At 68.0% G+C, this 20,289-nt stretch carries 2 protein-coding genes (1 of these 2 only partly in view); both read left to right on the top strand.

Features of this window, described 5'->3' with window-relative positions; all coding sequences use genetic code 11:
• Positions 1–4,433, top strand: partial view of a type I polyketide synthase gene (locus NX1_RS12255; protein WP_068057758.1) — the end only. The gene continues 9,394 nt to the left of window position 1, outside the view; the window shows 4,433 of its 13,827 coding nt (coding positions 9,395–13,827); its start codon lies beyond the left edge, outside the window; the stop codon is at positions 4,431–4,433.
• Entirely contained in the window at positions 4,430–20,281 is a 15,852-nt protein-coding gene (locus NX1_RS12250; protein ID WP_068057757.1) for a type I polyketide synthase, read from the top strand. Before NX1_RS12255 ends, NX1_RS12250 begins: the two co-directional genes overlap by 4 nt.
• The last annotated feature ends 8 nt before the right edge of the window (positions 20,282–20,289 follow it).

The raw sequence follows: 20,289 nt of genomic DNA, 5'->3' as shown, positions 1-20,289 counted from the left end.
TCGGTCACACCGTGGCCGCGGCAGGTGTCGGCGGCGTGATCAAGATGGTGCAGGCGCTGCGACACGAAACCCTGCCCAAGACATTGCACGCGGACGAGCCGAGCCAACATGTGGACTGGTCCGCGGGCGATGTCCAGCTGTTGACCGAGGCTCAGCCCTGGCCTGCCGGTGGACGGGTCCGTCGAGCGGGCGTGTCGTCGTTCGGTGTCAGCGGCACCAACGCGCACGCCATCCTCGAGGAAGCGCCCGCCGCGCGGTCGGTCGTACCGCCACCGGCCACCCACCATCCACAGACGGTGGTGCCATGGCTGATATCGGCCAAGAACGAGACCGCCCTCCGAGCACAGGCCGCGAAACTGCAACAGTGGCTGGCCGATCACCCCGACGCCGATCCGGTGGGGGTGGCGTATTCGCTCGCGACGACACGTACGCAGCACGAGTCCAGGGCGGTGATCGTGGGCGGTGATCGCGACGAGCTGCTGGCTCGGCTGGCGGCGCTCGCCGCCGGATCTCCGTCGGCCGGAGTGGTTTCGGGCACGGTGGGCTCCGGGAAGACCGCGTTCCTGTTCACCGGTCAGGGCGCGCAGCGGGTCGGTATGGGCGCGGGTCTCTCCGATGCCTTCCCGGCATTCGCCGCGGCGCTGGACGACGTGTGCGCTCGGTTCGATCCCTTGCTGGGATCTTCATTGAAGCAAGCGATGTTCACCGGACACCTGATCGACGATCAGGGAGTCGCCGAGGAGACCGGGATTCTGGATCGGACACGCTTGACCCAGCCCGCGTTGTTCGCGTTCGAAGTGGCGCTGTATCGGCTGCTGGAGTCGTTCGGAGTTGTCCCGGATGTGTTGATCGGACATTCGATCGGTGAACTGGCCGCGGCGTATGTCGCCGGTGTGTGGTCGCTGGAAGACGCCTGCGCGCTGGTCGCGGCACGAGGGCGGCTGATGGACGCGCTGCCGGAGGGCGGCGCGATGCTCGCGGTCGCCGCGTCCGAGGCCGCGGTCGGCGCGGTGATCGCCGGATTCGGTGGCCGGGTGTCGATCGCGGCGGTCAACGCGCCCGCGGCCGTGGTGGTCTCGGGTGACGAGGACGCCGTCGACGAGATCGATCGGCAGTTCACCGAGCAGGGGCGCAAGACGAGCCGGTTGCGGGTGTCGCATGCGTTCCATTCCCATCGGATGGAGCCGATGCTGGCCGAGTTCGAGGCGCTGGTTGCGGGAGTGACCTTCAACGCTCCACGGATTCCGTTGGTGTCCAACATTTCCGGCCGGATAGCCGGCGACGAGATCCTTGATCCGGGGTACTGGGTGTCGCAGGTGCGCGCCGCGGTGCGTTTCGCGCCCGGTGTCGAGACGCTGGTGGCGTCGGGTGTGCGCCGGTTCCTCGAAGTCGGACCCGACGCGGTGCTCGCGGCGATGACGCGGCACACGCTTCCCGAGGAGGTCGAGGCTCGATCTGTGGTCGCCGCGGCGGCCCGCCGGGATCACGACGAGGTCGAGCAGTTCCTGACCATGCTCGGCCACGCGCACACCGCCGGATCTGCCATCGACTGGAATCCGGTGTTCGCCACCCGCCAGGTTTCGCGAATTGCTCTGCCCACCTACGCCTTCGAACATCGGCGGTACTGGCTCGAACCCAGCATCGGGGAGACCCGGAACGCGACCTCGGAACACCCGCTGCTCACCGACGTGGTGCGAGTGGCCGACCGCGACGAGTGGCTGTTCACGGGGCGGCTCTCGCTGCGCACCCATCCATGGATCGCTGACCACACCACCTACGGCGTGGTGCTCGTCCCGAGTGCCGCGCTCATGGAGATGCTGCTGGTCGCGGCTCCGCGGATCGGGTGCGGCGCGGTGGAGGAGCTCACGCTCGAGGCGCCGATCCTCCCGCCGGCGGACGGCGAGGTCGAACTCCAGGTACTGGTGCGGGAACCGGATTCCACGGGACGTAGATCGTTCACGTTCCACTACCGCCTCACCGGCGACAGGGCCGACAGCGAGTGGACGCGCAACGCCAGTGGTCTGCTGAGCAGTCGGCAGCTGATCGACATCGGACTGATGGACATGCTGCGAAACGCGCCGTGGCCGCCGGTCGACGCCGAACCGGTGGATACCGAATGGATCCCGGCCCAGGTGGCGCGTGCCGCCGGACTGGAATACGGTGCCTCGTTCATCGGCGTCGATGCCGCATGGCGCAGCGGTGACACGGTTTTCTCCGAGGTCACCCTGAACCAGGAATTCCCGGCCGAACGGTTCCAGCTACATCCAGCGCTGCTCGACATGGTGATGCATGCGGGAATCGCCTGTCTGATCTGGCCCGACCACAAGGGCAATCCCGGCGAGGGCAAACTCTTGTTCCGTTGGGGCGGAACGCAAATCTACTCCGCGTCCACCGTCCGGACGTTGCGGGTGATGGCCATCCGGCGCAATGGTGAGGCGATCACCGTCGTGGCCGTCGACCAGGACGGAAATCCGGTGGTCACCATCGACGAAGCCGTCATGCGTTCCTACGACGTCCAGCAGTTCCGCGCCATGTTGCCGGGCGGACGCGCGGCACGGTACGGGTTGCGCTGGGTGCCGGCGGAGATGCCCGACGGGCACATCCCGACCGGTAGCGTGGCCGTGCTCGGAGCCGCGCATGTGGACGGAATCGACGAGCGGTATTCGGATCTGACGGAGCTCGCTTCGGCTTCGGTCGTCCCGGAGGTCGTAGTGTGGTCCGAAGCTGCTGCACTGCGGGGTGATTCGCAGCGAACCGCGCGCGACCGGGTCCATGCCGCCTTGCACACGGTGCGTGACTGGTTGGCCGACGAGCGATTCGGGCGGTCGCAGCTGGTTGTGCTGACCAGCCGTGCGGCAGCACTTCCCGATGAGACGCCGGATACCTCATCGGCCGCGGTATGGGGGCTGATACGTAGCGCTCAGACCGAATACCCGGAGCGGATCGTGCTGCTCGACGCAAGCGAGCCCGATGGTGCACAGCACATTTCGGCCGGCTCGATACGAGCCGTGCTCGACACCGGGGAGCCGCAGGTGGCAGTGCGGGGCGACCGCGTCCTGGTACCGCGACTGGAGGCACTGCCCTCTCCGGCGGCCGACCGAGTATCGTTCGGGTCCGGAACCGTTCTGATCACCGGCGGGACCGGGGGATTGGGCGCGCTGCTGGCCCGGCATCTGGTCACCACGCACGGTGTGCGGCGACTATTGCTGGTCTCGCGCCGTGGCGAGCATGCCGACGGCGCGATGGAACTCGTGGCGGAACTGTCCCGATCCGGCGCCGAGGTGCGGATTGCCGCCTGCGATGTCACCGACCGCGACGCGCTCGGAGATCTGCTGTCCGCCCTGCCCGCGGAGCATCCTCTCACCGGTGTCGTCCACACCGCGGGCGTGCTCGACGACAGCGCGTTCCACACGCTTACCGGTGACCAAGTCGATCGGGTGTTCGCTGCCAAGGCCGATGCGGCGTGGCATCTGCACGAGCTCACCCTGGACATGAATCTGTCGGTGTTCGTGATGTTCTCCTCGATCGCCGGAATGATCGGTTCGGCCGGGCAAGCGAACTACTCTGCCGCGAACAGTTTCCTGGACGCCCTCGCGATGCGACGCCGCGCCGCGGGACTACCGGCACTCGCACTCGCGTGGGGCCCGTGGCAGCAGGACATCGGCATGACCGGCGCGCTGGATCGCACCGCCATGAGCCGGTTGGAGCGACTTGGCCTGGCTCCACTGAACCGCGCCGACGGCCTGCGGTTGTTCGATGAATCACTGACCACAACCGAACCGGTGCCAGCGCTGTTGCATCTGGATATCGACAAACTGCGCATGGAAGCGCACACCGGTCCGATTCCGGCAGTGCTGCGCGGGTTCGTTCGCGCACGCGGCCGGTCGGCCACGGCATCGAGTGGTGAACTATCGCTCGGCGAGCGTTTGCACGGTGTGGCGGAGGCGAGGCGACGCGGGGTCGTCCTGGATCTGGTGCGGGACCACGCGGCGGCGGTGCTCGGTTACGGGTCGGCCGACGACATCGGACCCGATCGCGGCTTCAGCGAACTCGGCTTCGATTCCCTCGGCGGCGTCGAGTTCCGGAACCGGCTCTCGAGGATGACGGGTCTGTCGCTGCCCTCGACCTTGGTCTTCGACTACCCGACCGCGGGAGATGTCGCCGACTACCTTCTGGTACAGACCGTGGCGACAGCGCCCGCGCAACCGACATCGGCCGTGCCCGACGATATCGCGCGGCTCGAGGCACTGCTCGAGCAGATCATCGCCAATAGCAGCGACAACGACGAGACCGTCGCCGGGTTGCGGGGCGTCAACGAGCGCCTGCGCACCTATCTGACCGGCAGGTCGCCGGGCGACGCGTATGACGAGCTCGACTTCCATTCCGACAGTGAGCTTTTCGACCTGATCGACGAGGAGTTTGGACCAGCATGAGCAGCCCCGCCGCCAGCAACGAGGAACGGCTCAGCCGGTATCTGAGGAAGCTCACCGGAGACCTGCGCGCCGCCAAGAAGCACATCCACAATCTGGAAGAACGTGCAGGCGAACCGATCGCGATCGTCGGCATGAGCTGTCGGTATCCGGGCGGTGTCGAAACTCCCGCGCAGCTGTGGGATTTGGTCGCTTCCGATGCTGACGCTGTCGGTCCTTTTCCGGTCGACCGAGGATGGGACCTGGAGCGCCTGTTCGACACCGATCCGGACACTCCGGGGACGATCTACACCCGTGAAGGCGGATTCCTCGACGCAGCAGGCGATTTCGACGCCGCATTCTTCGGAATCGGCCCGCGCGCGGCCGAGGCGATGGATCCACAGCAGCGCCTGTTCCTGGAAGCGGCATGGGAGGCGTTGGAGGACGCCGGTATCGATCCGATGACGCTGCGCGGCAGCGACACCGGAGTGTTCGCCGGTGTGATTCACCAGGAATACGGCCCCCGCGTGGGTTCGCCGGGCCTAACCGCCGAGTCGGAAGGCCATGCTTACCTGGGCGTTTCGGCCAGCGTCCTCTCCGGGCGCGTCGCCTTCACCTTCGGGTTCAAAGGTCCGACGCTCTCGGTGGACACGGCGTGCTCGTCGTCGTTGGTCGCCCTGCACCTGGCGTGTCAGGCGCTGCGGCAGGGCGAGACCTCTCTCGCCCTGGTGGGCGGTGTCACCGTGATGTCCGACCCCGCGCTGCTGATCGCCTTCGCCCGGCAGGGTGCGCTGTCCCCCGATGCCCGGTGCAAGGCCTTCGCGGCCGGGGCGAACGGGACGGGATTCTCCGAAGGTCTCGGCATGCTCGCGGTCGAGCGGTTGTCGGACGCGCGCCGCCATGGGCACCGGATCCTCGCCGTCATTCGCGGCAGCGCGGTCAACCAGGACGGCGCGAGCAACCGCCTGACCGCGCCGAACGGTCCTTCGCAGGAGAAGGTGATCGCGCAGGCTCTCGCCAGCGCCGGTCTGACACCCGCCGACGTCGACGCGGTCGAAGCGCACGGCACCGGCACCAGTCTCGGCGACCCGATCGAGGCGCAGGCGCTGATCGCCGCCTACGGCCGCGATCGCGTCGGCGATCCGCTGCGTATCGGCTCGCTCAAGTCGAATATCGGACACACCTCCGCCGCCGCGGGTGTCGGCGGCGTGATCAAGATGGTGCAGGCCCTGCGGCACGAAATGCTTCCCGCGACACTGCATGTCGATGCGCCGACTCCGCATGTGGACTGGTCGGCGGGATCGGTGCGGCTACTGACCGCGGCGGAACCATGGCCCGCGGGAGAGCGGGTGCGTCGGGCGGGCGTTTCCTCCTTCGGAGCCAGCGGTACCAACGCACACGTGATTCTGGAGGAGGCCCCCGCCGCGGAGGAGGCCCCTGCCGAACCGGCAGAGGATGTCGACGATCGCGGTACGCAGGCAGCGGCGTCCGGCGCCTCGCCGTGGCTGGTCTCGGCGAAAACCGAGGACGGCCTGCGCGCGCAGGCGGCCAAACTGCTGCACTGGGTGACCGAGAACCCTGACCTGACCGTCGATGACATCGGCTATTCGCTGGTGACGACCCGCGCCCGGCTGGACTGGCGGGGCGCGGTGGTCGGCGAAGACCGGGACACGATGCTCGCCGGACTGGCCGCGCTTGCCGAGGACGGATCGGCGAGCTCCGCCCACGGTGTGGCGACGGGTCGGGCGGTCACCCGTAAGGCAGCCTTCCTGTGCACCGGGCAGGGCGCGCAGCGGGTCGGGATGGGACGTGAACTGTACGAGGCGTTCCCGGTGTTCGCGTCCGCGTTGGACGAGATCTGCGAGCAGTTCGATCCACTGCTGGGCGGTTCGCTGAAGCGGGTGATGTTCACCGGTCAGCCGGCCGATGGCGGCCCCGCTGACGCCGATGCGCTGAATCGGACCGAGTTCACCCAACCCGCGCTGTTCGCGTACGAAGTCGCGCTGGCCCGGCTCTTGGACTCGTTCGGCGTGACACCCGATGTCCTTGTCGGACATTCGATCGGTGAGCTGGCCGCCGCGTACCTCGCGGGCGTGTGGTCGCTGCCGGACGCGTGCCGGTTGGTCACCGCGCGTGGCCGCCTCATGGGGCGGCTGCCCGAAGGCGGCGCGATGCTGGCCATCGCGGCGAGCGAGCGCGAGGTTGCCGAGGCGCTCGTCGATGGAGTGTCGATCGCCGCGGTGAATTCGCCTGTCGCCGTGGTGGTCTCCGGTGACGAAGAGGCCGTGGCGGCGCTCGAGCAGCGATTCGCCGGCCGCGGGCGGAAGACCTCGCGGTTGCGGGTGTCCCATGCGTTCCATTCCCATCGGATGGATCCCATGCTGGCCGAATTCGAAACTGTCGCACGGGATGTCACCTACCACCGCCCGCAGATCCCGCTGGTGTCGAATCTCTCCGGCCGGATCGCCGGTGACGAAGTGCTCGAGCCCTCCTACTGGGTTCAACAGGTTCGTGCGGCCGTTCAGTTCGCGCGCGGTGTGGACACCCTGGTGGCCTCGGGTGTGCGCCGATTCCTGGAAATCGGTCCGGACGCGGTGCTGACGGCCATGACGCGCCAATGCCTGCCGGAAGACATCGAGTCGCAGTCGCTGGTGGTGGCCGCGGCACGTCGAGGCCGCGCCGAGGTCGAGCAGTTCGTGAACGGCCTGGCGCACGCGCACGCGGTGGGCGTCGATGTCGACTGGAAGGCGTTCTTCGCCGCTCGCTCCGTCTCGCGAGTCTCGTTGCCGACCTACGCTTTCCAGCGCCGCCGCTACTGGCTCGAGACATCTGTCGGCGCCGCGGGCGTCGAATCCGTCGGCCTGGGCGCGGTGGAGCATCCGCTACTCGGCGCGGTGGTGTCGGTGGCCGAGTCCGGGGATGTGCTGCTGACCGGCCGACTGTCGGTGGCGACGCAGCCGTGGCTGGCCGACCACGTTGTCGCCGGGTCGGTGCTGTTGCCGGGGACCGGGTTCGTGGAATTGGCGTTGCGCGCCGGCGCCGTAGCCGGGTACCCGGCGATCGAGGAATTGACGCTGCAAGCCCCGCTGGTGCTGCCCGCGGCGGGCGGCGCCCAGATCCAGGTCGTCGTCGCCGGGTCCGAGCACGAATCCCCCCGGCGGCCGATATCGATCTACTCCCGCGGCGAACACGACCACGACGGACAGTGGGTCCTGAACGCGCGCGGTCTACTGACCACCCGAGAGGACACGACCGAATCCGAAACGGGGGCATGGCCTCCGGCCGCGGCGAGTGGTATCGATATCGCCGCCGCGTACACGGGCCTGCTGGCGCGTGGTTACGACTACGGTCCGGCTTTCCAGGGTGTGCGTGCGCTGTGGCGACACGGTGCGGAGGTGTTCGCCGAGATCGCCGTCGACGCGGAGACCGGGGTGCGCACCGAAGGCTTCGGGATCCATCCGGCACTGCTGGACGCGGCCATACACGCGGGACTGCTGGCCGGTGTGACCGACAGCGCTGACGGACAGCCGGATTCACCGTTCGCGATGGCGGCGGGTCAGGTCGTGCTGCCGTTCTCGTGGGAGTCCGTGTCGCTGTACGCGGCCGCGGCGCCGGTGCTTCGCGTGCGTTTGACCACCACCGGATCGTCGGTGTCGGTGTCGGTGGCCGACGAGCAAGGACAACCGGTGTTGTCGGGATCGCTGACGACCCGGTCGATGCCCCTCACACAGCTCGCCGCGGCCGCCGCGGGCGCGAGCGGCGCGATCGCTCCGGTGCTGGAACTGACGTGGTCGCCGACCGCGTCCGAGTCCGGGGCGATGGCTGCGGGTGTGGGTCGGTGGGACCGGTTGGATCCGGAGTCGCCGGTACCCCCTGTGGTGGTGGTCGAGGCCGGTGCCGGGTGGGATGAATCCGTCGGCACCGACGTGGTGAGGACTACCCACACCGAGGTCGCACGGATCCTCGAGGTGGTGCAGGCGTGGCTGGCTCAGGACCGATACACCTCGAGCACCCTGCTGATCGCCACTCGCGGCGCGGTCGCGCTGCCCGGTGAAGACCTCACCGACCTCGCCGGTGCCGCGGTGTGGGGCTTGGTGCGCACGGCACAGACGGAGGATCCTGGCCGGATCGTCGTGGTCGACGCGGACACTGTCGTCGACGAGCGACTCGCCGCCACCGTCATGGCGGTGGGCGAACCCCAGGTGGTCGTGCGCGCGGGCGCCACCTACACCGCGCGACTCACCCGACCCGCGAGCGTCCCCGCCGAGGACGAGATGTCCTCTGGCGCTGCGGCCTTCGGTGCCGGAACAGTGCTGGTCACCGGCGGTACGGGTGGTCTGGGCGCGGTGGTGGCCCGGCACGTGGTGGTCGAGCACGGTGTGCGGTCGCTGCTGTTGGTCAGCCGCAGCGGTCCGCGGGCCGACGGCGTGGCGGAGCTGTGCGCCGAGCTGGAGCGCTTGGGCGCAGAGGTGCGGGTGGTGGCCTGTGATGTCAGCGACGCCGCTGCGGTGGCCGGGCTGCTGGCCGATGTACCAGCGGAGTGGCCGTTGACCGGGGTGATCCATGCCGCGGGTGTGCTCGACGACGGCGTTATCGCCTCGTTGACCGCGCAACGGGTGGACGCGGTCCTGGCGCCGAAGGTGGACGCCGCCTGGCACCTGCACGAGGCGACCGCGCAGCTGAATCTCGCCGCGTTCACGGTGTTCTCGTCGGTGTCGGGCACGATCGGCGGACCCGGACAGGCCAACTACGCGGCCGCCAACACCTTCCTCGATGGACTGGTCGCCCACCGTCGAGCACGCGGGCTGGCCGGCCAATCGCTGGCGTGGGGGCCATGGGCCCGCTCGGGCGGCATGACCGGGCACCTGGGCGAGACCGATGTGGCCCGGATGAGTCGCGGCGGGTTCACCGCGATATCGGACGAGCAGGCATTGGCCGCATGGGATGCCGTGCTGGAACGGGGCGCGGCCCACGCGGTGATCGCCACGGTGGATACCGCCGCGATTCGCGCCCAGGCCGAGGACGGACTCCTGCCACCGCTGCTGCGGGAACTGGCGCCGACGGCGGCCCGGCGTACGTCGTCGGCGTCGTCGGCGGTTTCCGTTCTCCAGCAACGGCTTTCCGGTCTGGACGCCGATCGGCAGCGGCAGGCGGTACTCGATACCGTGCGCACCCACGTCGCGGCGGTGCTCGGCCATGACGGTGCGTCCGCGATCGATCCCGATCGCGCGTTCCAAGACCTCGGTTTCGATTCCCTGAGCGCGGTCGAGTTGCGCAACCGACTCAAAACCGCCACCGGCCTGTCATTGCCGGCCGCGGTGGTTTTCGACTACCCCACACCGCAGGCTCTTGCCGCCTATCTGGCCGACGAGCTCACCGGCGCGGCGCAGGACGTCGTCGTCACCGCGGCGAAAGCCGTCGATGGCGAACCGATCGCGATCGTCGGCATGGCGTGCCGGTATCCGGGTGGCGTCAGTTCTCCTGAAGAACTGTGGAACCTCGTCGTAGACGGGATCGACGCGACGTCGGAGTTCCCCGTGAATCGTGGCTGGGACACCGAACGTCTGTACGACCCAACCGGCGAAACGCCGCACACCACCTACACGCGTGAGGGTGGATTCCTGCACTCCGCCGGTGAGTTCGATCCGGCGTTCTTCGGGATCAGTCCCAATGAAGCCGCGCTGATGGATCCGCAGCAGTTTCTGCTGCTGGAGACCTCGTGGGAGGCGTTGGAGCGGGCCGGTGTCGATCCGGCGGTGCTGCGTGGCAGCTCGACCGGGGTCTTCACCGGCATGATGTATCACGACTATCCGGTCAACGCGAACGCGGGATCGATTGCCTCCGGGCGAGTCTCGTATGTATTCGGTTTGGAAGGCCCGTCGGTCACCGTGGACACGGCGTGCTCTTCGTCGCTGGTGGCGATGCACCTGGCCGCGCAGTCGTTGCGGTCGGGTGAGTGTGATCTGGCATTGGCCGGTGGTGTGGCGGTGATGGCGACACCGGAGGTCTTCGTCGAGTTCAGCCGGCAGCGGGGGCTTTCGCCGGACGGGCGTAGCAAGTCGTTCGCCGATGCCGCCGATGGCGTCGCCTGGTCCGAGGGCGCCGGTGTGCTGGTGTTGGAGCGTTTGTCGGACGCTCGCCGCAATGGTCACCAGGTTCTCGCGGTGATCGCTGGTTCGGCGGTGAATCAGGATGGTGCGTCGAATGGTTTGACCGCGCCGAATGGTCCCTCGCAGCGGCGGGTGATCCGCCAGGCGTTGGCCAACGCCGGAGTCTCCCCGGTCGATGTCGACGTGGTGGAAGCCCACGGCACCGGCACCACGCTGGGTGATCCGATCGAGGCACAGGCGTTGCTGGCCACCTATGGGCAGGATCGTGCTGCGGATCGTCCTCTGTGGTTGGGGTCGTTGAAGTCCAATATCGGTCACGCTCAGGCCGCGGCGGGTGTCGGCGGTGTGATCAAGATGGTGATGGCGATGCGGCACGGTGTGTTGCCGAAGACGCTGCATGTCGATCAGCCCTCGACGAAGGTCGATTGGTCCGAGGGTCATGTTCGGTTGCTGACCGAGTCGGTCGAGTGGCCGGTGGTCGATCGTCCGCGTCGTGCCGGTGTGTCGTCGTTCGGCATCAGCGGCACCAACGCTCACGTCGTCCTGGAACAGGCGTCGGTGGTGGAGCCCGCTCCGGTGCCGGTTGGGCAGACCGTCCCGGCTGTCTTGCCGTGGGTGGTCTCGGCGCGCGGTAGCGAGGCTCTTGGCGACCAGGCTGATCGTTTGATATCGCTTGTGGGCGAGTCCGACCCGGTCGATGTCGGTTTCTCGCTTGCGTCGACACGCGGTGTGTTCGAGCATCGTGCGGTTGTCGTGGCCGAGGGCCGTGACGATCTGCTGGCGGGTGTGCGGGCATTGGCTGCGGGAGTTGCGGCTCCTGGCGTTGTGACCGGTCGCGCGGTTTTGGGTTCCACGGGCGTGGTGTTCTCCGGTCAAGGCGCCCAGTGGGCTGGCATGGCCGCCGAGCTACGTGGTGCGTATCCGGTGTTCGCCGAGGCATTCGATGCGATCGTCGCTGAACTGGATCCGCAATTGGGACAGCAGGTTTCGCTGAGCGCGGCGTTGGCGGACGATGATCTGGTCGACCAGACGGTGTTCGCGCAGGCGGGGTTGTTCGCGTTCGAGGTGGCGTTGTTCCGGCTGCTCGAATCCTGGGGCGTCCGCGCGGATGTCGTGGCGGGTCATTCGATCGGTGAGATCGCCGCCGCGCATGTGGCGGGCGTGTTGTCGCTGGCGGACGCGTGTGTGCTGGTGGCCGCGCGTGGCCGGTTGATGCAAGCCCTGCCCACCGGTGGAGCGATGGTCGCCGTGGGCGCCTCCGAGGCCGACGTCTTGCCGCTACTGGTGGGCGGAGTGTCGATCGCGGCGGCGAACGGTCCGTCGTCGGTGGTGCTCTCAGGTGTCGAGAACGATGTCGTGGCGGCCGCCGATCGATGCGCCGAACAGGGTTGGCGCACACGCAGGTTGCGGGTGTCGCACGCCTTCCACTCGGCACTGATGGAGCCGATGCTGGACGAATACGCCACCGCGATAGCCGGTTTGGGGTTCGCCCGCCCGAACCTCCCATTGGTGTCGACGGTGACCGGCGCCCAGATCACCGACGAGATGTCCGATCCGTCGTATTGGGTCGGTCAGGTCCGTGACACGGTGCGCTTCGCGGAGGCGGTCGCCGCGATGGCGGGTTCGGGTGTGTCCCGGTTCGCCGAGGTCGGGCCCGATGCCGTGCTGACCCCAATGGTCGCCCAGACCCTCGGTGACGTGACGACTGTCGCCGTGGCCAAGCGCGGCCACGCGGATGCCTCGACGGTAACGAGCGCGGTGGCCGGGTTGTTCGTCTCCGGCGCGGAGGTGGATTGGGCCGGCTTCTACGTCGGTACCGGTGCCCGGCGCATCGACTTGCCCACCTACGCCTTCCAGCACGAGCGTTTCTGGCTCGATGCCAAGCAGATGCTGGCGCAGTCGTGGCTGGGCGCCGAACTGGGCGGAGTGACCTCCGCCGGACTCGATGCGGTGGACCATCCCTTGCTCGGTGCTGGTGTGCCGCATCCGGAGTCGGGTGGGGTGAGCTTCACCGGCCGTTGGTCGGTGGACTCCGTCGAATGGCTGGCCGACCACAGCGTGCACGGAGTCGTGTTGCTGCCGGGTACCGGATTCGTCGAGCTGGCCAGTTATGTCGGTGGACTGCTGGGTTGCGAGGTGGTGGACGAGCTCGTCCTGCACACCGCGTTGACGGTGCCCGCCGAAGGCAGTGTCGCGGTCCAGGTCGTGGTGGCCGGGGCCGACGAGGCCGGTCGCCGACGGCTGACCGTCCATTCTCGACAGACCGCGGAGGGCCCCTGGTCGCTGCATGCCGAGGGCGTGCTCGCCCCGGGCGAAGTGGCGCCAGATTTCGATCTGACTTCATGGCCTCCGGTCGGTGCGCAGCCGTTGCCCGTCGACAGTGCCTATGACGAGTTGCTCGAACTCGGGTACGGGTATGGCCCGTTCTTCCAGGGATTGCAGGCGGCGTGGCGACGTGGCGACGAGGTGTTCGCCGAGGTCGCTCTACCTGACCCGCGGGCGGCCTCGGGTTTCGGGATCCATCCCGCCTTGTTCGACTCGGCCCTGCATGCCGGGATCATCCATGGTCGTCGCAGCGACAGTGATACCGCGGTACTGCCTTTCGCCTGGAACCGTGTGGTCGTGCACTCGGCCGGTGCCGCCGCCGTGCGGGTGCGCAGCGTCCCCGAAGGCGGCAACTTCGCCGTGCAGATCGCCGATGACCAGGGCCGACCGGTGCTGTCGGTGGGCGCTCTTGTGTCCCGGCCTGTATCGGCCGAGCGACTGGGCGCGGACCGGGTGTCGGATGCCCTCTTCGGCGTGGAATGGGTCACCGTTCCGCCGTCGCCGGCGGTGAGTGCCGAGCCGGGCCGCGTGGCGGTAGTCGGTTCCGGTCAGTACCGTGATCTAACGGCGTTGATCGCCGATCTGGATGCGGCCGATGAGCCTGTTGTTCCCGAGGTCGTGCTGCTCGAGTGCCCGCTCGACGACGGTCCGCTGGCGGAGGCGGCACGACAGGTCGTGACCGGCGTGCTCGACACCGTCCAGCGTTGGCTGGCCGAAACTCGTTTCGCCGCTTCCCGTTTGGTTGTCTCGACCAGACGAGCGGTGGCCGTTGCCGATTCCGAGCAGGTGCGTCTGGATCAGGCGCCGGTGTGGGGGCTGCTGCGTGCCGCGCAGGCCGAGCACCCGGGTCGGTTCCAGCTCGTCGACCTGGATCAGGACGGTGACCTGTTCGCTGTCGCGACCGCGCTGGTGGCTGCCGCCGGGGAACCGGAGGCCGCGCTACGCGGTACGACCGTGCTCGTACCGCGTTTGACCCGCCACGCAGCGGGCAGGATCGCTCGCCTTGCCGGGCCGGGCACCGTGCTGGTAACCGGTGGTACCGGTGGCCTGGGTGCCGTGATCGCCCGGCATCTGGTGACCGAACATGGTGTGGCGCGTCTGCTTCTGACGTCTCGGCGTGGGCTGGACGCTCCCGGCGCCGCCGAGTTGCGTGATGAGTTGGCCGGGCTCGGCGCCGAGGTGACCATCGCCGCGTGTGATGTGTCCGATCGGTCGGCGTTGGCGGCGCTGCTGGACAGCGTCCCGGATCAGCATCCGCTGGTGGGTGTGGTTCATGCGGCGGGAACCGCCGACAACGGTGTGATCGAGTCGATGACGGCGGACCGGATCGACCATGTGTTCCGGCCCAAGGTCGATGCGGCGTGGCATCTGCACGAGCTCACGCGTGATCGGTCGCTGTCGCTGTTCGTGCTGTTGTCCTCGGCGGGCGGGTTGGTACTGGCCGCGGGCCAAGCCAATTACGCTGCGGCGAACGTCTTCCTGGATGCCCTCGCGGCGCATCGGCACGGGTTGGGTCTGCCTGCGACCTCGCTCGATTACGGCATGTGGGCGCGGTCGAGCGGGCTCGGTACGGAGCTGTCCGAGGACGATTTCGATCGGATGCGCAGGCTGGGATTCCCGCCGCTGACCGAGGCCGATGGTCTGGCCTTGTTCGATGCGGCGATAGCCACCGATACCGCCCAGCTGGTAGCACTTCGGGTCGACCCGGCGGTGCTTCGAACCAGGGGCGAGCAGATCCCGGCTCTCGTTCGCGCGATCGCGCCCGCACCGGTGCGCCGCCGCGGCCGAACCCCGGCGGGTCAGGCGTTTCTGCAGAAGCTGGCGGGCCTATCGGATTCCGACCGCGACAGCGCTCTGGTCGAGCTCGTCCGGTCGGTTGCCGCGGGCATCCTGGGACACGCCTCCATCGACGCCGTCGAACCCCAGCAGGCTTTCCAGCAGCTCGGGTTCGACTCGTTGAGCGCCATCGAGTTCCGCAACAAGCTCAATACCGCGACCGGACTGCAACTGCCTGCCACGCTCGTCTTCGATTACCCCAATCCGCAGGTGGTCGCCGACTTCATCGGTTCGCAACTCACCGGCGTCGAAGCCGTCGAAGAGCGCGCGGTCAGCCGGGTCCGAGCGGACGACGAGCCGATCGCCGTTGTCGCGATGGCGTGCCGTTATCCGGGTGGGGTCGCTTCGCCGGAGGACCTGTGGAATCTGGTCGCCTCGGGCGTCGACACCACCGGGGAGATGCCGGTGGATCGAGGCTGGGACATCGACGGAATCTACGATCCCGAACCCGGTAAGGCGGGCAAGACCTATACGCGCAATGGTGGGTTCTTGTACTCCGCAGCCGAATTCGACGCGGACTTCTTCGGAATCAGCCCCAACGAGGCGACGGTGATGGATCCCCAGCAGCGGGTGCTGTTGGAGGTCTCCTGGGAGGCGTTGGAACGCGCCGGTCTGGATCCCGCGGTGCTGCGTGGCAGCTCGACTGGCGTGTTCACCGGTTTGATGTATCACGACTACGCGCAAGCGACCGGGACCGGTAGCGGCGCCGCAGGCAGTTTGGTCTCGGGCCGTGTGTCGTATGTATTCGGTCTGGAAGGGCCGTCGGTCACCGTGGACACGGCGTGCTCGTCGTCATTGGTGGCATTGCATTTGGCCGGGCAGTCGTTGCGGTCGGGTGAGTGCGATCTGGCGTTGGCCGGTGGTGTGGCGGTGATGGCGACACCGGATATGTTCCTCGAGTTCGGTCGGCAGCGGGGTTTGTCGCCGGACGGGCGGTGCAAGTCGTTCGCCGATACCGCCGATGGTGTGGGTTGGTCCGAGGGCGCGGGTGTCCTGGTGTTGGAGCGGTTGTCGGACGCTCGCCGCAATGGTCATCAGGTTCTCGCGGTGATCGCCGGTTCGGCGGTGAATCAGGATGGTGCGTCGAACGGATTTACCGCCCCGAATGGTCCGTCGCAGCAGCGGGTGATTCGCCAAGCCCTCGCGAATGCGGGAGTGTCTCCGGTCGAGGTCGACGCTGTGGAAGCTCATGGGACCGGGACGACTTTGGGTGATCCGATCGAAGCCCAAGCGCTGCTGGCCACTTACGGGCAGGATCGTGCTGCGGATCGTCCGTTGTGGTTGGGGTCGTTGAAGTCCAACATCGGCCATTCTCAAGCCGCGGCCGGTGTGGGTGGTGTGATCAAGATGGTGATGGCGATGCAGCACGGGGTGCTGCCCCGGACCCTGCACGTGGATCAGCCCTCGACGAAGGTCGATTGGTCCGAGGGTCATGTTCGGTTGCTGACCGAGCCGGTGCCGTGGACGGTGGTCGATCGGCCGCGTCGTGCCGGTGTTTCATCGTTCGGTATCAGTGGCACCAATGCGCACGTCATCGTGGAACAGGCCCCGCCGGTGGTGGATTCGGTGCCGGTGGTGGGATCGGCGTCTTCCGTCGCGACCGGCTCGGATGCTGCTGGAGTGCTGCCGTGGGTGGTTTCGGCACGCAGTGGCGAGGCTCTCGCGAGTCAAGCCGCTCGGCTCGCATCGCACGTGGACGACCACGAGCTGGACCCGGTCGACGTCGGTTTCTCGTTGGCGTCGACGCGTGGTGTTTTCGAGCATCGTGCGGTTGTTCTGGCCGGTGACCGTGATGGTCTGTTGGCGGGTGTGCGGGCGCTGGCTGCTGGTGTGCAGGTACCGGGTGTGGTGACCGGTCGTGTGGTGTCGGGTTCGACCGGTGTGGTGTTCTCCGGTCAGGGTGCGCAGTGGGCCGGTATGGCCGCTGATCTGCGCGTGGCGTATCCGGTGTTCGCCGAGGCTTTCGATGCGATCGTTGCTGAGCTGGATCCGCTTCTGGGGCAGTCGGTTTCGCTTGTCGATGCGTTGTCCGATGATGCTGTGGTCGATTCGACGGTGTTCGCGCAGGCGGGTTTGTTCGCGTTCGAGGTGGCGTTGTTCCGTTTGCTCGAGTCGTGGGGCGTGCGTGCGGATGTGGTGGCGGGTCATTCGATCGGTGAGGTCGCGGCTGCGCATGTGGCTGGGGTTTTGTCGCTCGGGGATGCGTGTGTGTTGGTGGCTGCGCGTGGCAGGTTCATGCAGGCGCTGCCCGCTGGTGGGGCGATGGTCGCTGTGGGTGCGTCGGAGACCGATGTGCTCGAGGTGGCGGGGCTGCTGGACAGTGCGGCGCAGGTGTCGATCGCGGCGGTCAATGGTCCGTCGTCGGTGGTGCTCTCGGGCGTGGAGGCGGATGTCGCTGCTGTGGTCGATCGTTGTGTCGAGCGTGGTTGGCGCACGCATCGGTTGCGGGTGTCGCATGCTTTCCATTCGGTGCTGATGGAGCCGATGCTGGCCGAATTCGGTTCGGCGATCCAGGGTTTGACGTTCGACCGCCCGGATATCGCGTTGGTGTCGACGGTGACCGGTGCGCGGGTGACCGATGAGATGTCGGATCCGTCGTATTGGGTGGGTCAGGTTCGTGACACGGTGCGCTTCGCCGACGCGGTCGCCGCGATGGCGGGTATGGGTGTGACTCGGTTCGCCGAGGTCGGTCCCGATGCGGTCCTGACGCCGATGGTCGCCGAGGTCGTGGATGATGCGACGACCGTCGCTCTGACCAGACGCGGCAACGCGGACCCCGCGACCCTGTCGACCGGGCTCGCCCGGTTGCATGTCGCGGGTTCGACGGTGGACTGGGCCGGCCTGTATGCCGGTTCCGGCGGCAAGCGAATCGACTTGCCCACCTATGCCTTCCAGCGTCGGCGCTATTGGATGACCGAAGGGTCCGCCGGTGGTGGTGACGCTCGGTCGATGGGCCTTGTCGCGACCGGACATCCGCTGGTTTCGGCGGTGGTATCGCAACCGGACTCCGACGTGGTGACCCTCACCGGCCGCCTGTCGGTGCAGACGCACCCGTGGCTGACCGACCACATGGTCATGGACACCGTGTTGTTCCCCGGCACCGGCCTCGTCGAACTCGCCATGCACGCCGCGGAGCAGGTCGGCTGCTCGACCCTGGAGGAGCTGGTCCTCCATGCCCCGCTGGTGCTGTCGGAATCCGGTGGGCTCGCGCTGCGCATCGTGGTCGGTGACCAGGACCCGAGTGGCCGTCGCGCGGTGCGGATCTACTCCTGCCCCGACGATGTCGATTCGGCGTCGGCGTGGACACTGAACGCCGAAGGAGTCCTCGCACGGGGCGAAGTGGCGGCCGATTTCGACCTGGCCTCCTGGCCACCGGTCGGTGCGCAGCCGCTGCCCATCGACGGCGTCTATGACCAGTTGCTCGATGCCGGGTACGGGTACGGCCCGTTCTTCCAGGGTTTGCGGGCGGCATGGCAACGCGGTGACGAGTTGTTCGCCGAAGTCGCCCTGCCCGATCCGCGGAATGCCGAGGGTTTCGGAATCCATCCCGCGCTGTTCGACTCCGCCTTGCACGCGCTGCTCGTCGCCGCGCCCATGACCGCCGAGGGAACCGGGCTCGCGCTGCCGTTCGAGTGGTCCGGTGTCACCGTGCACGCGGCCGGCGCCGACGCGTTGCGTGTTCGGCTCACCCGCGTCGGTGAGCACGGCGCGGCTTTGGATCTGGCGGATCCGTCGGGCGACCCGGTCGCCACGGTGCGGCATCTGGCTTCCCGGCCCATCGATCCCGCACAGCTCACGGCAGGCGCATCCACCGTCGGCAATGCGCTGTTCCAGGTCGGCTGGACGCCGATGTCGGTGTCCGAGGCGGAGGTCGGCGCGGTGCCGTGGGCGGATCTCGGTGACGAGGTTCCGGCAGCGGTGGTGCTCGACTGCCCGACGGGCAACGATCCCGCCGCCGTCCGTGCCGCGACCAACGGGGTGCTCCGGGTGTTGCAGTCCTGGATCGCCGATCAGCGATTCACCGAGTCGGTTCTCGTGGTCCGGACGAGCGGTGCGGTGTCGGTAGCGGGCGAGGACATCACGAACTTGGCCGGTGCCGCCGTATGCGGTCTGGTGCGTTCCGCGCAGGCTGAAAGCCCCGGGCGAATCGTGTCGATCGATTCGGATTCGGAACTCGATGGGCTGCTCGGCGGGATTCTGGCCACCGGTGAACCGCAGGCGGCCATACGCGATGGGCAAGTACATGTCGCGCGGTTGGGCCGAATCGGTTCCACCGCCATTGGTTCGGCGTCGCGTCCGGCCTTCGATCCCGACGACACCGTGCTCATCACCGGTGCGGGCGGTCTGCTCGGTAGGTTGTTCGCCCGGCATCTCGCCGCTGCACAGGGTGTTCGTCATCTGCTGCTGCTCAGCCGCCGCGGTGAATCCGCTCCCGGCGCCGCCGAGTTGCGGGCGGAGCTGGAAGGTTTGGGCGCCGAGGTCGAGTTCGTCGCTTGCGACGTCGCCGATCGCGATTCGCTCGCCGGCGTACTGGCCGAGATTCCCGCGGGCCACCCGCTCGCCGGGGTGTTCCACATGGCCGGTGTGCTCGATGACGGTGCCATCGGTTCGCTCACCGTGGACCGGATGGACACGGTGTTGGGGCCGAAGGTCGATGCCGCCCTGCACCTGCACGAGCTGACTCGTGATCTTCCGCTGAAGGCGTTCGCGTTGTTCAGTTCGGCGGCCGGTGCGTTCGGTAACGCGGGTCAGGGCAACTACGCCGCGGCCAATGCCTGTTTGGATGCGCTCGCGGCACACCGCAGGGCGTCGGGCAGCTGCGGGCAGTCTCTTGCCTGGGGTCTGTGGGACGGCGGTATGGCCGGGGAACTGAGCGATGTCGACCGGCACCGCATGTCGCGCACCGGCATGCTGCCGCTCTCGGAAGAGCAAGGACTCGCGCTCTTCGACGCGGCGGCGCAGCTCGACACGCCGGCCCCCATCCTCGCCCGCTTGGACCTGGTTGCCATGCGCGACGCGGGGTTCGCGCCTGCCCTGTTGGCCGGTCTGACCTCGCCTCGCCGGAAAGCGGCCTCGGACGCGGCCGCTGGGCTGCGCGCTCGTTTGGCCGAGACCCCGGAGAGCGAACGTTTCGGCGTGCTCGTCGAGGTCGTCCGTGGCCAGGTCGCGGCGACGCTGGGCCACCAGAACGCGAACGCGATCGAAGCCGACCGAGCCTTCAACGAGCTGGGCTTCGACTCGATCACCGCGATCGAGTTCCGCAACGCGCTGAAGGCCGCCACGGGTCTGCGGCTGCCCGCGACCCTGGTGTTCGACTACCCGTCACCCACCGCGCTTGCCGCCTACCTCCACGAAGAACTCACCGACCACCACAGCTCCGACCAGCCGGCAGATCTTCCGGAAACCGATATTCGCAGAGCCCTCCAAACGATCCCGCTCGCCCGTCTCCGCGACGCGGGGCTGCTGGATGCACTCATGAAGCTCGCACAAGGGCAGGAAAGCCACGGCGAGACCGAGCAGAGCATCACGGAGGAATCGATCGACGACCTCGATATCGACGGCTTGATCGACATGGCTTACAACAACTCATCAGAGGACTGATGGCGACA

The sequence above is a fragment of the Nocardia xishanensis NBRC 101358 genome (assembly GCF_001613365.1).
In the GTDB taxonomy this organism is placed as follows: Bacteria; Actinomycetota; Actinomycetes; order Mycobacteriales; family Mycobacteriaceae; genus Nocardia; species Nocardia xishanensis.
The sequence above is the reverse complement of the archived record's forward strand: the minus strand, read 5'-3'. Positions and strand labels throughout refer to the sequence as shown.